The following is a 15,417-nucleotide window of genomic DNA, read 5'->3' as shown; positions in this document are numbered from 1 at the left end:
AAAGAGCGTTTTCGAGCGAAGTGGATACCGGTTCGCGTAAAGAAAACGCGGCAAAACTAAGGGGGAGGGCGGCGTGACATCGTTCAAGGTGATCCGCGCACGCGCCGAGAAGCGCAAGGGCGGGCCGAAGGCATTGGAGAAGCTGCTGCGGCCGCCGGCCGGTGCCAAGGCGCTGGCCAAGCTCGGCGACGACCGCGTGCTGGCCGAGATGACCAAACGCGTGTTCTGCGCAGGCTTTGCCTGGAGTGTGATCGACGCCAAATGGGAGGGCTTCGAGGAGGCGTTCCTGGGCTTTGCGCCCGGCAAGCTCGCCTTCAAATCGGATGAATTCTGGGAGAAGCTGACCAGCGACGCCAGAATCGTGCGCAACGGTGCCAAGATCATGTCGGTGCGCGACAATGGCCGCTTCGTGCAGGAGATCGCGCGCGAGCACGGCAGTTTCGGCCAATTCCTGAGCGCCTGGCCATCGTCGGATGAGGTCGGATTGCTCGACCTGCTGGCGAAGCGCGGCAGCCGGCTCGGCGGCAACACCGGGCAGATGCTGCTGCGCTTCCTCGGCTGGGACGGTTTCGTCACCTCGCGCGACGTCGTCGCCTGCCTGCGCGATGCCGGCCTCGATATCGCCGAGGAGGTCAAGTCGAAGCGCGATCTCGCCAAGGTGCAGGCGCAGTTCAATGCCTGGGCGGAGGAGACCGGGCTGTCCTATCTGCATCTGTCGCGGATCTGCGCGATGTCGGTCGGCGAGAACCACACGCCGGAGGCGATCGTCGCGCGCACGCGGAGCGACTATTGATTTTTGCGCACCGCACAAAGACGTGAATTGATTTAGGGAACAATCCCTTCCTAAAAGAGGCAATGACGGCCATGGTCCAGCGCTTGCAGCAGATGGCCCGCCCACGCGGGCGGCCGCGTGAATTCGACGTGGACCAGGCGCTCGACAAGGCCATCAGGGTGTTTCGCGAACAGGGCTACAACGCTACCTCGATCGAGGACCTGACCGGCGCGATGGGGCTGGCGTCCGGCAGCATCTACAAGGCGTTCAAGGACAAGCGTGCGGTCTTCTTGGCGGCGCTCGACCGCTACATGCGGCTGCGCAACGATCAGGTTGCCTCGATTGTCCGGACGCAGGCGCCGGCGCGCGAGCGGCTGCGCGCGCTGCTCGGCTTCTATGTCGATTCGGCAAAGGGGATCGAAGGCCGGCGCGGCTGCATGATCGTCGGCAGCGCGGTCGAGCTCGCCATCGCCGACCGCGAGGTCGCCGCGCGGGTCGGCGCCACGCTGGCGCGCAACGAGGCGTTCCTGGCCGATCTGATCCGGCAGGGGCAGGCGGACAGATCGATCTCGAGCCGGGTCGATCCGGAGGATACGGCGCGGCTGATGGTCTGCCTCACGCAGGGCCTGCGCGTAGTCGGCAAATCAGGGCGCGCGCCGGCGGATACCGCTGCCGCCGTCGATATCGCGATGAAGCTGCTGGCATGACGATCCGTCGCGCTTCGTGGCTATTTAGGAAATAAACGTTCCCGAAATGGAGTCCCCATGACGACGATCACCTCCGAGGCCGGCCCGGAGCCGGATTCGGTGTCCACCTGGCTGACATTCCTGCTGGCGCTGTCCTGCGGGTTGGTTGTCGCCAACATCTACTACGCCCAGCCCCTTGCCGGGCCGATCGCAGCGGACCTCGGCCTGTCGCCGGAACATGCCGGCCTGCTCGTGACCATGACTCAGCTCGGCTACGGCGCGGGTCTTTTGTTGATCGTTCCGCTCGGCGACCTGATCGAGAATCGCCGGCTGGTCTCCACCGTGATCGCGCTCGCGGCGGTCGCGCTGGCTGCGGCTGCGCTGTCGAGGCATCCGCTGCCGTTCCTCGCCGCTGCGCTGTCGGTCGGCTTCTCGTCGGTCGCCGTGCAGATCCTGATTCCTATGCCGGCCATCTGGCGCCCGCGCGCATCCGGGGCCAGGTTGTCGGCAATGTCACCAGCGGTCTGATGATCGGGGTGATGCTGGCGCGTCCGGCGTCAAGCTTCATCGCGTCGATCTCGTCCTGGCACATGGTCTACTGGCTCTCGGCCGCCTTGATGGTGTCGCTTGCGATCCTGCTGCGATTGACGCTGCCGACGCGGGTGCCGCAAGCGCGCCTGAGCTACGGTGCACTGCTGCGCTCCATGGTGCACCTCGCCCGCAATACGCCGGTTCTGAAGCGCCGCGCGCTCTACCAGGCCAGCCTGTTTGGGGCGTTCAGCCTGTTCTGGACCACCGTGCCGCTGGTTCTTGCCGGGCCTGCTTTCCGATTCACCCAGTCGGGCATCGCGCTGTTTGCGCTGGTCGGCGCGGCCGGTGTCGTCTCGGCGCCGCTTGCGGGGCGCGTCGCGGATCGCGGCTGGACGCGTCCGGCCACGGCAGCGGCGCTGCTGCTGGCGAGTATCGGCTTCGCGCTCACCATGATCGTTGAACCGGGTTCGACCCTGTCGCTGGCGCTGTTTGTCGCCGCGGCGATCGCGATCGATTTTGGCGTGCAGGCCAATGTCGTGCTCGGCTTCCGCGCGCTGTTCGTGCTCGGCGCGGAGACGCGCAGCCGCCTCAACGGGCTTTATATGGCGACGTTCTTCCTCGCCGGTGCGCTCGGCTCGGGCATCGGAGGCTGGGCTTATGCCTCGGGTGGATGGTGGCTTGCGGCCGCAATCGGCGGCGTGCTGCCGCTCTGTGCGCTCGCTTATCTTGCAACGGAGAGCAAATAGGACTTGCGGGTCGCTGCCGCCTAAGGCGACGACCCGTTACACCTGAACCGGATCAAACCTGCACCCACGGCTTCTCGCCATGGCGCTCGGACAGCGTGAAGATCTCGACGCCGTCGGCGGTGACGCCGACCGAGTGCTCGAACTGCGCCGACAGCGAGCGGTCGCGGGTCACCGCGGTCCAGCCGTCGGACAGGATCTTCACATGCGGCTTGCCGAGATTGATCATCGGCTCGATGGTGAAGAACATGCCGGGCTTGAGCGGCGCGCCTTCGCCGGGGCGGCCGATATGGATGATGTTTGGCTCGTCGTGGAACAGGCGGCCGAGGCCGTGGCCGCAGAAGTCGCGCACCACACTCATGCCCTGCGGCTCGACGAAGCTCTGGATGGCGTGGCCGATATCGCCGGTGGTGGCGCCGGGCTTCACCGCGGCGATGCCGCGCATCATCGCCTCATAGGTCACCTCGATCAGCCGCTCGGCCTTCCGCGCGATGGCGCCGATCGCATACATCCGGCTCGAGTCGCCGTACCAGCCGTCGACGATGAAGGTGACATCGACATTGACGATGTCGCCTTCCTTCAGCGGGCGGTCGCCCGGCATGCCGTGGCAGACCACGTGATTGATCGAGGTGCAGGTCGAGTAGCGATAGCCGCGATACATCAGCGTCGCCGGATAGGCGCCGTGGTCGAAGGCGAACTTGCGGACGAACTCGTCGATGACGGAGGTCGGGATGCCCGGCTTGACGATGTCGGTGAGCGCATCGAGGCACTTCGACACCAGGGCGCCGGCCTTGCGCATGCCGGCAAAGCCGCTCGGCCCGTGCAGCTTGATCTGGCCGGTCTTGCGAAGCGAGGTGTCGGTGGCGTCGATATAGCTCATGGGCGGGATGTTTCTGCGGGCAAGGGGCTGATTTCAGGCTCTAATTTAATGATCGGCGCGCCCGGCGCAAGCCAAGCCTGGGCATGGGGACAATGTCCAAACCGGCCTGATTTCCCGGCGAATTCCGAAAAAAGGCGTCGGCCGGCCGTCCGAAAGATCGTGCAAACGCTAGCTGGTGACCTCGACCACGCTTTCGACCGGCAGCGCCCCGCCGCGGATGCGGAGTTCCCGCACCGGATAGGGGACCTTGATGCCGTCCTGCTTGAAGGCATCCCATAGCGCCAGCATGACGTCGCTCTTCACATTGTCCATGCCGTCGGGGTCGGCGATCCAGAAGGTCAAAGAGAACTTCATTCCGGCCTCGGCGAACTCGGTCAGGATGCAGTTCGGCGTCCGGCCCTTGGTGGCGCGCGGATGGGCTGCGGCGGTCGCGATCCCGAGCTTGCAGACCTGCCGCGGATTGGCATCGTAATTGGTGGCGAAGGCGATCTTCACCAGCGTGTTCTTGTCGGTGTAGGTCCAGTTGGTGACCTTCTGCGTCACCAGATCCTCGTTCGGGATCAGGAACTCGCGGCCGTCGCCGGCAGCCACCGAGATGTAGCGGGTCTTCATCGCGCTGATGCGGCCCGAATTGTCCCCGATCGTGACCAGGTCGCCGGGCTTCACCGATTTGTCGACCAGGAGGATCAGCCCGCTGACGAAGTTGGCGACGATCTTCTGCAAGCCGAGGCCGATGCCGACGCCGGCCGCACCGGTGAACACCGCAAGCGCGGACAGGTTGATGCCGACCGCGCCGAGCGCGATCACGATCGCCAGCACCATCAGCCCGATGCGGATGATCTTGACCAGCAGCACCTGGATCGACGGTGTCAGGTCGGTGGCGCGGTTGATCCGGCTCTCGGCGAAATTGCCGGCGAGGTTGGTCAGCCACAGCGCCACGATCAGGAGCGCGCCGGCCTTGAGCAGCAATAGCGGGGTCAGGCGGAGGCCACCGACCACCACCGCGTAGGAGTCCAGCATGTCGGCCGCCCAATCGAGCTGGCCGATGATGCTGAGCGCCGCCACCACCCAGGCCGAGATCGACACCGTCTTCACGATGAAGGCGTTGTCGATCACCGAGGTGACGAGCCGGATCACCAGCCAGGCCAGCGCCAGCTTGGCGGAGACCGCGATCAGGTAGCTGCGGCTCGGCCAGGTGGCGTGCCACATCACGATGCGCGAGATCACCATCAGTACCGCGAACACAGCGGTGGAGGCGCTCGCCACCACCACGCGGACGAAATGCCGGAGCGGCAGCGGCCAGCGCATCGCCAGCGACGCCATGTTGACCCGTGCATGGATCGCGGTATCGGCGGCGTAGGCGAGGCCCGCGGCGGCGAGGATGATGCCGAATTGCAGATAGAACCAGGGCGAGGCGACCTCGGCGCCGACCGAGCGCGCCGCCAATTGAATCGATTCCAGGACGTCCTTCCAGCTCATGTCCATCGGCAAAGTCTCAACTCGAGGCGCGGGTCAGGCAAATGTGATTCGAGGCTGCGCGCAGAATCCCACATCGGCGCGCACGCGACCATCGATACACCACAGTGTCGGGGCGACCTAGTGTTGTGTCTCTCTCACGGTCCATCCGTCATTCCGGGGCGCGACGGAGTCGCGAACCCGGAATCTAGAGGTCGTGGATCGAGATTCCCCGGTGCGCAATTGCGCACCTGAGGTTCTCGCTTCACGAGCCCCGGAATGACACCGACTGAATCGCAAACACCGGGAGCTCACGGGATCGGGCACATTGCCGCTCATGGCAGAAATCGGTTGGCGTCCCAGTGTGGCGACGATAAGGATGCAATTGCAAGTATTTGAGACCTCCCAAGTCCTTGAGACCTCCAAAGGCGCATGGCATCCCTCGACTCTGTCAGTATAGCGATCCTGCTCGGCGCCGTGCTGGTGATGGCTGGCATCCTCTCGAGCCTGCTGGCGTTGCGGTTCGGCGCCCCCCTGCTACTGGTGTTCTTGCTGGTCGGCATGCTGGCGGGCGACGCCGGGCCCGGCCACCTCCAGTTCGACGACGTCCGCACCACCTATCTGGTCGGCTCGGTGGCGCTGGCGCTGATCCTGTTCGACGGCGGACTGAAGACGCGGTTTGCCAGCATCCGCACCGTGCTGGCGCCCTCGATGATGCTGGCGACCACCGGCGTGCTGTTGACCGCGCTGATCACGGCGCCAGTCGCCCGCTATGTGCTCGACCTCAACTGGACCGAGTCGCTCCTGGTCGGCGCCGTCGTGGCCTCGACCGATGCCGCGGCGGTGTTCCTGCTGGTGCATACCCAGGGCCTGCGCCTGCGCCCGCGCGTCGGCGCCACGCTGGAGGCGGAGTCCGGCACCAACGATCCGTTCGCGATCTTCCTCACCTTGATGCTGGTCGAGTTCATCTCGATCGGCCAGAGCTCGGCCTCGCATATCGCACTGGAGTTCATCCAGGAGGCGGTGCTGGGCGCCATCATCGGGGTGATCGGCGGCCGGCTGGTGGTGATTGCGCTGAATTACGTGGCGCTGCCGCAGGGGCTGCATGCGCCGTTCGTCACCACAGCCGCGCTGGTGATCTTTGGCGGCTCGCAGATCGTGCATGCCTCGGGGTTCCTCGCGGTCTATCTCGCCGGTATCATCATCGGCAACCGGCCGACCCGCGCCCATAATTCGGTGGTGACGTTCCTCGACGCCGCGACCTGGCTGGCGCAGATCGTGATGTTCGTGCTGCTCGGCCTCTTGGTCTCGCCGCATCGGCTGCTCTCCAGCGCCGGCGGCGCGGTGCTGGTCGCGTTCGCGCTGATGCTGGTGGCGCGGCCGCTGGCGGTGCTGATTTGCCTCGCGCCGTTCAAGTTCAACTGGCGGGAGAAGGTCTTCATCGCCTGGACCGGCTTGCGCGGCGCGGTCGCGATCTTCCTCGCCTCGATCCCGATGCTGGTCGGCCTGTCGAAGGCCTATCTCTATTTCGACGTCGCCTTCGTCGTCGTCATCATCTCGCTGCTGTTGCAGGGCTGGACGCTGGCGCCGGCGGCGCGGAAGCTGCATGTCGCGCTGCCGCGCACCGAGCGCGGCCCGCGCCGCGTCGAGCTCGATCTGCCCGGCCAGCTCGAGCAACAGCTGGTCGGCTATCCGGTACGGCCGAAGAGCCTGTATTTCCGCCGCGGCCTGATCCCGTCCTGGTCGAAGCCGACCCTGGTGATCCGCGACGAGCGGATACTGACGCCTGTCGAAGCCGATCCGGTCGCGCCCGGCGACTATATCTACCTGCTGGCGCCGCCGGAGCGCGCCGAGGCGCTCGATCGCTTCTTCGTCGATATGGCGCCGTCGAGCGCGCCCGATCCGCATCTGCTCGGTGACTTCATGGTGTCGGCGGAGCATACGCTGGGCGAGCTCGCCGAGATCTACGGCGTCAAGGTCGACGAGCAGCAGGCCAAGCTGACGCTGGCGGACTATTTCGACATCAATCTCGACCGCGCGCCGAAGGAAGGCGCCGAGCTTGCGCTCGATGAGATCGTGCTGGTGGCGCGCAGCATCAGCGGCGGCCGCGTCAATGTCGTCGGCCTGCGCCTGCCCGAGGAAGAGGAGAAGGTCGCGCCGCAAACGCGGATGCAGATCGTGCGGCGCAAGCTCGCCGATATCTGGGCGTCGGTGGCAGGGGTCTGAGCCGGCCTCACTGCTTGCGCAGGAAGTTCGAATCCGGGGCGAATTTCTTGATCATGTCGGACAGGCCGTCGTCGGGCGGGCCGGGGTCCTTCGCAGCCGGCTCGTCCTTGAACTTCTTCTGGCCGGAGATCTCGGCCAGCGCCGCGAGCAGCGTTTCGTCGAGATTGTCGGATGCTGTCTTGGCAGGTTCCATCTTGGCAGGCGCCGTGTTGGCGGGCGGAGGTGGCGCCGGCGGCGGTGACGCCGTGGTAGCGGGCTTCGGCGGGGAGGGGATCTCGGGCTCGGGCTTCGCCGACGGCATTGGCACCGGTGGAGGCTTGGATGCGTCCGCCCGCCGGGCTGCGGCCTCGCTGACGGCCGCGATCAGCGATGCTTCGAGGTCAGCGGGAGTTTCAGGCGGCATTGGCGGCGGTGCAGCCGGTATCGGCAGTGGCACGGCGGACACCGGCGGCGATGGCGCGTCCGGCTTCACGTCCCGGGCTGCGCGCCCGAACAGCGGTTCGCGCTGGCTCGCCGTCGCCGGACGGCTGTCGGTGGCCTTGCCGGGCTCCTTGTTCGATTCCCTGGCCGACTTGAAGAGACCGGCGCGTTCGGCGGCAACCCTGGCGGAAGCCTCCTCGACCGCACCGAGCAGGGACGCTTCCAGCGCATCGGCGGGATTGCCCGGCGGAGTCGCCGGCCTGGCGGCGGGGGCGGCCGCCGGCTTTGGCTCGGGCCGCTCCGGCCGCGGTGCTTCGACCGGCGCGGGCGGAGGAGCCGTCTGGCCGTCGCGAGCGCGCGCGATGATGCCGTCGACGATCGCTCCGAGGCGGCTCTTGTCGGGGGCGGCGAGATAGCTGGCGGCCAGCTCATCGACATATTGCGGGCCGTAATCGGCGAGCACCCTGGCGAGCTGGGCCAGATCGGGGTCGCTCTCGACCAGCCGGCGCCAGGTCTGCCGGTCGTAGGGCGCGTCCCCCTTATTGTCGGGCCAGGCCACCCGGCGCGGTTGGCGCTGGGGTCCGGTGTCCTGGCCGGTGACGGGGTCGAAGGTCGGCGGCTGCAGCCCGGCGCTGAGGCGGGGCGGGGTAAATCCGCCGGCGCCGGCCGGCACCGGGTCGTCGGCCTCGCGCCGGCGCCGCTCGGCGACCTGGAGCGAGATCAGGCCAACGCCCATCAGCAGGAAGCCGAGCGCAGCCCACGAAATCGTGGCGCACAACAGTCCGCCGATCAGCAGCAATACCCAGCCAGTCAGTCGCACGATGCACCTTTCCCCACGCCCGATCGGGAGGTCCCGACGTGGGCCTAGCAGGCAAGATGGGCTATCTTATGCCGACTTTCGGAAAAACGGCCAGCTGAGCCTTTTCGAGCGGAGTGGGCCTAGGCGCCCGACGTCAACACCTTGACACCGCCGAATGCGGTCACCTGACCCCGGCGCAGCATCACGATCTGGGTGGCGAGCTGGCGCAACTCGGCGGCGTCGTGGCTGACATAGACCATGGGCACGCCGGCCTCGTCGCGCAGCCGGACCAGATAGGGCAGGATCTCGAGCTTGCGGCTTTCGTCGAGCGCGCCCAGCGGCTCGTCCAGCAGCAACAGCCGCGGTTTGGACAGCAGCGCCCGGCCGAGCGCGACGCGCTGCCGCTCGCCGCCGGAGAGCTTGCCGGGACGGCGGTCGAGCAGGGCGCCGATGTCGAGCAGATCGACGACGCGCTTGTGCTGCGCGCGATCCTCGATGAGGCCGTTCATGCGGCGGCCGTATTCGAGGTTCTGGCGGATATCGAGATGCGGAAACAGCCGCGCGTCCTGGAACACGTAGCCGATCCGGCGGCGCCAGGTCGGGACGTGGATGCTGGCGGCGGTATCGTCGACGGTCTCGCCATCGATCACGATGGTGCCGCGATCGGGGCGCACCAGCCCTGCGATGGTGTTGATCAGCGAGGTCTTGCCGGAGCCGGACGCGCCGAACAGGCCGGTGACGCGGCCCTCGCTGGTGAACGATGCCGCGAGCGAGAACTCGCCGAGCTGCTTTTTGATGTCGACGCGCAGCATCGCTATTGCCCATGCAGCCGTGCGGTGGCGCGGCGTGCGAACACTTCCGCGGCGATCAGTGCGCCGACCGCGAGCACGATCGAGATGATCACGAGCCGCGCCGCGGCCGTGTCGCCGTCCGGCGTCTGGATCAGCGAATAGATCGCCGACGAGATGGTCTGGGTCTCGCCGGGGATGTTGGAGACGAAGGTGATGGTGGCACCGAACTCGCCGATCGCCTTGGCAAAGCCGAGCACCATGCCGGCCAGCACGCCCGGCAGCGCCAGCGGCAGCGTCACCGTCGCGAACACCCGCCAGGGGGCGGCGCCGAGCGTCTCGGCCGCCTGCTCGAGGCGGCGGTCGACCGCTTCGATCGAGAGCCGGATCGGCCGTACCAGCAGCGGAAACGACATCACGCCGCAGGCGAGCGCCGCACCGGTCCAGCGGAATGCGAACACGATGCCGAGATGATCGGCGAGCCAGCCGCCGACCAGCCCGCGCTTGCCGAAGGTCAAAAGCAGCAGATAGCCGGTGACGACCGGCGGCAGCACCAGCGGCAGATGCACGGCGGCATCGAGCAGCGACTTGCCCCAGAAATCGCGCCGCGCCAGCAGCCAGGCGAGCGCGATCCCGAACGGGGTCGCCACCAGCGTTGCAATGACCGCGACCCGCAGCGACAGCAGGATCGCCGTCCATTCGGTCGGCGAGATCTCGAACATCAGGTCGTCGGGCTGACCAGGAACTTGAAGCCGTACTTCTCGAGGATCGTCTTCGCCGCGGACGAGCGCAGGAAGGCGAGATACTCTGATGTCTCAGGCTTGGCTGTCGTGGTCGCCGCGACCGGATAGATGATGGCGGGATGGGTGTCGGCCGGGAAGGTGCCGACGATCTTGACTCCGGGCTCGACCTTGGCGTCGGTCGAATAGACGATGCCGAGCACGGCCTCGCCGCGCGCCACCAGTGTCAATGCCGCGCGCACGCTCTCGGCCATCGCGAATTTCGGCTCCGCCGCCTGCCAGGCACCGAGCTTCTCGAGCGCCGCCTTGGCGTATTTGCCGACCGGCACCGCCTTGACGTCGCCGGTTGCGATCTTGCCGTCGCCGGCGAGCTTGGCGAGATCGAACCCCGGGCCGATGTTGACACTGCCGATCATGGAATCCTTCGGCGCGATCAGCACGATCGAGTTGCCGAGCAGGTTGACCCGGGTCGGCTCGTTGATGGTCTTCTGCTTGATCGCATAGTCCATCCAATCGGTGTCGGCGGACACGAAGACGTCAGCCGGCGCGCCCTGCTCGATCTGTTTTGCCAGTGCCGAGCTCGCGGCATAGCTGGCGCTGATCTTGACGCCGGTCTTGGCGGTGTAGGCTGCATCGATGTCGTCGAGCGCGTTCTTCATCGAGGCCGCGGCGAACACGGTGAGCGTCTTGTCCTCGGCCTTCGCGGGCGACTGGATCGCGCCGAGCAGGATGATGAAGGCAGTGAGAAGTCCGGCGAGCCTTGAAATTGCAAGCCTTGAAACTGAAAGTCGTGACATGGAAAGCGCTCCGAGCAAATTCGCGCGCGAACATGCACGCGCAAATCAGGCGTTGAGTGGGGTCTGGCCTGCGACGGACGGAAGCGCTGTTCCGCTGGTCCCCGACGGACTTACGGTCCTCGGGGATATCGCACTGCAAACATAGCAGGCCGGGGCTTACGGTAAAGGCGACTGTTTGTCTAACCGATCCTGCTATTGATCCGCCGGCTGGATCGCGATCGACAGCGAATTCTCCTTTGCACCGCTGACCTGCAGCACGAAGGGGCTGGCGGCGAGGTCGTACTTCATGGTCTTGCGGATGCCGTCGCAATCGGTCGCGCCGCTGAACGCCTTCGGCTTCAGGAAATGGCCGTCCTGCACCAGGTCGACCCAGGCGCCGGCCGAGAGGCTGACGGTATAGAGCCCGGCCTTCGGCGCAGCCTTGAAGCTGGTGAACCCGGCGAAGGTGCCGTCCTTCGGCGCGCGCTCCGGCGGCGACGGCAATTTGGCATCGGCGGGCGCAACCAGCGCCAGCGTGATGGCGGTCGACGGCAATGCGGTCTGCTCGCTGCCCGAGGCAAGCCTGGCACGATCGGGCGCGGTAAGCGCTGTGCGGGCGCGGTCGATCGACCATTTGAACTTGTCGCAGCCGCTCGGCTCCTCCGCGGCGAAAGCGGGAACTGAGACGAGCAGCAGCGATGCGGCGAGGAGCGATGTGCGCATGTCTGGTCCAATGCAATTGTGGCGGATGATAGTGATCAGTGGCCCCGATCGATCGCTCGCGCGCGCTTACGGCGCGCCGACGTCAGATCATAGCGCAGTTCGCGCCGGCCGGCATAGCCGCCTGACGAAGATGTTATTGCCTTGGATGTTATGGTTTGGCGTCTGGTGCATTGAGCACCGTCTTGCAGGCCGCCGGCATCTGCGCCAGCGTCATCGGCGGGCGCGGTTTCGGCGGCTTCGGCGGCGGCTTCGGATGCAGCACCGAATCCTTGAACCAGAACGCGAGATCGGACGGCTTGCAGCCTTCGCCTTCCGCTTGCGGTTTCTGTGCCTCGCAGGCCGGGCTGCCGGGCGGACAGCGCATGCGGATGTGGAAGTGGTAGTCGTGGCCCCACCACGGCCGGATCTTCGACAGCCAGCTGCGGTCGCCCTTGGCCTCGCGGCACAGTGCCTTCTTGATCGCCGGGTTGACGAAGATGCGCTGCACCGCCGGCTCCCGCGCGGCGTCGCGGAGAACCAGCACATGACCCGGTGTGAAGACACGCGGATCGACATCGAGACGGTCATCTCGCACCATCATCACCGCCGACATCTCCTCGCGGTCCTCGCGCGACAGTTTGCGATCCGGCATCGGCGTCAGCCAGATGTCGGCGTCGAGCCCGATCTGGTGACTGGCATGACCGGACAGGGCCGGGCCGCCGCGCGGCTGGCCGATATCGCCGACCAGGATGCCGGGCCAGCCGGCGTCCCTGTGCGCGTTGGCCGCAAGCCGCTTCAACAGCGCGATCATGTCGGGGTGACCCCAGTAGCGGTTGCGCGACAGGCGCATCACCTGCCAGGTATCGCCGTTGAGCGGCATCTGCGCCGCGCCGGCGAGACAGCCCTTGGTGTAACCGCCGATCGATTGCGTCGGCATCGCCGCCGGCAGCACCTTGCGCGCGAACAGCTGCTTCGCCCCGATCTTTGGATCGTTGGGGTTAGCGAGCGGCGGCAATGGCTGCGGATTGAGCGAGCCCTTGTCCTGCGCCCGCGCGGAGACGGTGCAGGCGGCGAGGGCTAGGATCAGGAGCGGGATCAGACGCAGGCGGGGTGTCATTCGGATCACTCTGTCCGGGCAAGGCTAACATGGATTCGCGCGCGACGAACCGCGCGCTCATCCCAATTGCTTGATCGCCCACAGGGCGGATTGCCGCCGCGATTGCTGCGTCGACACTGGCACTCTCTCCGGCGCGCGCCGACGTCGCCGTTCACATCGATAAATCGTCCCAGCATCGAGATCACCAACTAGCTCGTCGCGCCTTTACCTCGCGATAACCCTGTCCCACGCTGGCAAACATTGATGCGCGTCCGCGCATTCGTTGTGCAGTCCCGCGCCGGTTTACGCTTCCTTCACCACGCTCCGGCGCTTCCACGCAGCAAATCGGCGCAGCTTGCCGCCTGCACGGCCGTGGCAAGGCGCGCGATACGCGGATTCGCCTGCAAAGCAGGCATGACCGGCGATTCTCATCCAGCGCGGCTCTTCGCCAAGAGACCGCCAAGGGATGGCCAAGAGATACCAATTTTTCAGAGACTTATCGCAGAAATGCCGCCGAACTGGAATGCGCGTGGGGCGTGCGATGCCGATGATGCGGCCGAAGAAGATCAAGAAACCAAAACAGGCCAGATTGTCAGGCCCGCCGGGCCGCCGGCCCAAGCCGATGCTGAGAGTGTCGGGCAGTTCGCGCCGCGCCGCTGCCGAGATCGGTGAGCTGGTGCGCCAGCGCGCGCAGGCCGAGGCCGCGATCGCCGACGCGCGCAAGTCCAATGCGCGGCTGCGCGAGGCGGTCGACATCCTGCCGCAAGGCATCGTGTTCCTGGACTCCGAAGGCCGCTATCTGCTCTGGAACAAGAAATACGCGGAAATCTACAAGCGCAGCTCCGACCTGTTCGAGCACGGTGCGCGTCTCGAGGATACCATCCGCGTCGGCGTCGCGCGCGGCGACTATCCCGAGGCCATCGGGCGCGAGGAAGAGTGGATCGCCGAACGGCTCAGGAAGATGTACCAGCCGGGCGAGCGGCACGAGCAGGTGCTGGCCGATGGCCGCGTGGTGCTGATCGAGGAGCGCTTGACCTCGGATGGCGGCATCGTCGGGCTGCGCGTCGACATCACCGAGCTGAAGCAGCGCGAGGCCTCGTTCCGCCTGCTGTTCGACGGCAATCCGGTGCCGATGATCCTGTGCGCGCTCGATGGCGAGCGGATCCTTGCGGTCAACGACGCCGCGATCGCGCATTATGGTTATGTGCGTGCCGAATTCGAGAAGATGACGATCAGGAGCCTGCAGGCGTTCGATGCCGAGCTGCCCTGGGCCGCCGGCCGCAGCAGCGACGAGCAGGCCGCGCGGACTTGGAAGCACGTGCGTGCCGACGGCACGCTGATCGATCTGGCGATCTATTCGCGCCAGCTGATGCATGGCGATCAGCCGGCGATGCTGCTGGCGCTGATGGACATCACCGAGCGCAAGCGCGCCGAGGCGCGGCTCGCCTTCATGGCCCAGCACGACAGCCTGACCGGCCTGCCGAACCGCAATCTGCTGCGCCAGCAGATGGAGGACATGCTGCAGCACACCCGCCGCTCGACCGACAAGGTCGCGGTGCTGATGCTCGGCCTCGACAATTTCAAGGCGGTCAACGACACGCTCGGCCACGGCATCGGCGACAAGCTGCTGCGCGCCGTCGCCAAGCGGCTGCGCTCGACGCTGCGCGAGGAAGACGCGCTGGCCCGCCTCAACTCCGATGAGTTCACCATCGTGCAGGGCGGCGTGATGCGTCCCGAGGACGCCGTGCTGCTGGCGCGGCGGATTCTCGATGCGATCGGCGAGCCCTATCTGCTCGATGGGCATTCGGTGGTGGTCGGTGCCAGCATCGGGATTGCGATGTCGCCCGGCGACGGCGAGGATTCCGAAAAGCTGCTGAAGAGTGCCGACATGGCCCTGTCGCGCGCGAAGAGCGAATTCCGCGGCACCTTCTCGTTCTTCGAGGCGGAGATGGATGCGCGGGCGCAGAGCCGCCGCAAGATCGAGATCGATCTGCGCGATGCGATCCAGAACGAAGGCCTGCAACCCTATTACCAGCCGCTGGTCGATCTTGCGAGCGGGCGCATCACCGGCTTCGAGGCGCTGGTGCGCTGGCCGCATCCGGAGCGCGGCATGATCTCGCCGGGCGAATTCATCCCGGTGGCCGAGGAGACCGGCCTGATCAATCCACTGGGTTCGCTGATGCTGCATCGCGCCTGCATGGACGCGGCGCAATGGCCCGATGACGTGCGCGTCGCGGTCAATCTGTCGCCGCTGCAATTCCGCACCGGCAATCTGCTGGCGCTGGTCACCGACGCGCTGCGGCAATCCGGCCTGCCGGCGCGGCGGCTCGAGCTCGAGATCACCGAGACGCTACTGCTCGAGAAGAGCAGCCAGGTGCTGGCGACGCTGCATGCGCTGCGCGCGCTCGGGGTGCGGATGTCGATGGACGATTTCGGCACCGGCTATTCGAGCCTCAGCTATCTGCGCAGCTTCCCGTTCGACAAGATCAAGATCGACCAGTCCTTCGTGCGCGACCTCGGCGCCAACCCGGACGCGCAGGCGATCGTGCGCTCGATCGTCAGCCTCGGCGTCGGGCTCGGCGTCACCATCACCGCCGAGGGCGTCGAGACCGAGGCGGAGCTGAGCTGCCTGCGCGCCGAAGGTTGCCACGAGGGCCAGGGCTTTCTGTTCAGCCGCGCGCGGCCGAATGGCGAGGTCATCAGTCTCTTGAAGGCGCAGCGGGTGGCGACGGCGCTGGTGGCGTAGGAATCACGGCGCAATCACCGTCATTGCGAGGAGCGAAGCGACGAAGCAATCCATCGT

General features: G+C 66.5%; 12 protein-coding genes and 1 pseudogene. 5 read left to right on the top strand and 8 right to left on the bottom strand.

Annotated features, from left to right (window positions below):
- The first annotated feature begins 73 nt into the window (after nt 1-73).
- From ACVW17_RS04545 to ACVW17_RS04535, 3 genes and pseudogenes are all read left to right on the top strand, one after another.
- On the top strand, nt 74-793 hold the full coding sequence (locus ACVW17_RS04545) for a DNA-3-methyladenine glycosylase I (RefSeq protein ID WP_456750834.1): 720 nt from the start codon (nt 74-76) through the stop codon (nt 791-793).
- A gap of 62 nt (nt 794-855) precedes the next feature.
- The gene (locus ACVW17_RS04540; protein ID WP_456750833.1) at nt 856-1,479 is read left to right on the top strand and encodes a TetR/AcrR family transcriptional regulator; all 624 of its coding nucleotides are present in this window, start codon (nt 856-858) and stop codon (nt 1,477-1,479) included.
- Between the two features lie 57 nt (nt 1,480-1,536).
- Nucleotides 1,537-2,735: pseudogene (locus tag ACVW17_RS04535) on the top strand (MFS transporter).
- Nucleotides 2,736-2,787: 52 nt separating this feature from the next.
- Here ACVW17_RS04535 and map read toward each other — a convergent pair.
- Nucleotides 2,788-3,612 carry a type I methionyl aminopeptidase gene (gene map, locus ACVW17_RS04530; RefSeq protein WP_028340441.1) on the bottom strand — a complete coding sequence of 275 codons (825 nt, stop codon included), beginning with the start codon at nt 3,610-3,612 and terminating at the stop codon, nt 2,788-2,790.
- Between the two features lie 168 nt (nt 3,613-3,780).
- The gene (locus ACVW17_RS04525; protein WP_456750831.1) at nt 3,781-5,097 is read right to left on the bottom strand and encodes a mechanosensitive ion channel family protein; all 1,317 of its coding nucleotides are present in this window, start codon (nt 5,095-5,097) and stop codon (nt 3,781-3,783) included.
- 402 nt (nt 5,098-5,499) lie between these two features.
- Here ACVW17_RS04525 and ACVW17_RS04520 point away from each other — a divergent pair, with 402 nt between their 5' ends.
- Nucleotides 5,500-7,293 (top strand): potassium/proton antiporter, encoded by a 1,794-nt coding sequence (locus tag ACVW17_RS04520; RefSeq protein ID WP_456750830.1) that lies wholly within the window; start codon nt 5,500-5,502, stop codon nt 7,291-7,293.
- Between the two features lie 7 nt (nt 7,294-7,300).
- On the opposite strand, the gene ACVW17_RS04515 is transcribed toward ACVW17_RS04520, so the two are convergent.
- From ACVW17_RS04515 to mepA, 6 genes are all read right to left on the bottom strand, one after another.
- Complete coding sequence (locus ACVW17_RS04515; RefSeq protein WP_456750829.1) at nt 7,301-8,533, bottom strand: hypothetical protein; 1,233 nt, start codon at nt 8,531-8,533, stop codon at nt 7,301-7,303.
- 119 nt (nt 8,534-8,652) lie between these two features.
- Entirely contained in the window at nt 8,653-9,324 is a 672-nt protein-coding gene (gene modC, locus ACVW17_RS04510) for a molybdenum ABC transporter ATP-binding protein (RefSeq protein WP_456750828.1), read from the bottom strand.
- 2 nt (nt 9,325-9,326) lie between these two features.
- Nucleotides 9,327-10,022 carry a molybdate ABC transporter permease subunit gene (gene modB / locus ACVW17_RS04505; protein WP_456750827.1) on the bottom strand — a complete coding sequence of 232 codons (696 nt, stop codon included), beginning with the start codon at nt 10,020-10,022 and terminating at the stop codon, nt 9,327-9,329.
- On the bottom strand, nt 10,022-10,807 hold the full coding sequence (gene modA / locus ACVW17_RS04500) for a molybdate ABC transporter substrate-binding protein (protein WP_456756340.1): 786 nt from the start codon (nt 10,805-10,807) through the stop codon (nt 10,022-10,024). The genes modB and modA overlap by 1 nt, the downstream gene beginning before the upstream one ends.
- A gap of 222 nt (nt 10,808-11,029) precedes the next feature.
- Nucleotides 11,030-11,539, bottom strand: coding sequence for a hypothetical protein (locus ACVW17_RS04495; protein WP_456750826.1), 510 nt, complete (start codon nt 11,537-11,539; stop codon nt 11,030-11,032).
- Nucleotides 11,540-11,687: 148 nt separating this feature from the next.
- The gene (gene mepA / locus ACVW17_RS04490) at nt 11,688-12,635 is read right to left on the bottom strand and encodes a penicillin-insensitive murein endopeptidase (protein WP_456750825.1); all 948 of its coding nucleotides are present in this window, start codon (nt 12,633-12,635) and stop codon (nt 11,688-11,690) included.
- Nucleotides 12,636-13,155: 520 nt separating this feature from the next.
- Here mepA and ACVW17_RS04485 point away from each other — a divergent pair.
- The gene (locus tag ACVW17_RS04485) at nt 13,156-15,360 is read left to right on the top strand and encodes a putative bifunctional diguanylate cyclase/phosphodiesterase (RefSeq protein WP_456756339.1); all 2,205 of its coding nucleotides are present in this window, start codon (nt 13,156-13,158) and stop codon (nt 15,358-15,360) included.
- Nucleotides 15,361-15,417: the final 57 nt, after the last annotated feature.

It is taken from the genome of Bradyrhizobium sp. USDA 4473, assembly GCF_054063335.1.
The sequence above is the reverse complement of the archived record's forward strand: the minus strand, read 5'-3'. Positions and strand labels throughout refer to the sequence as shown.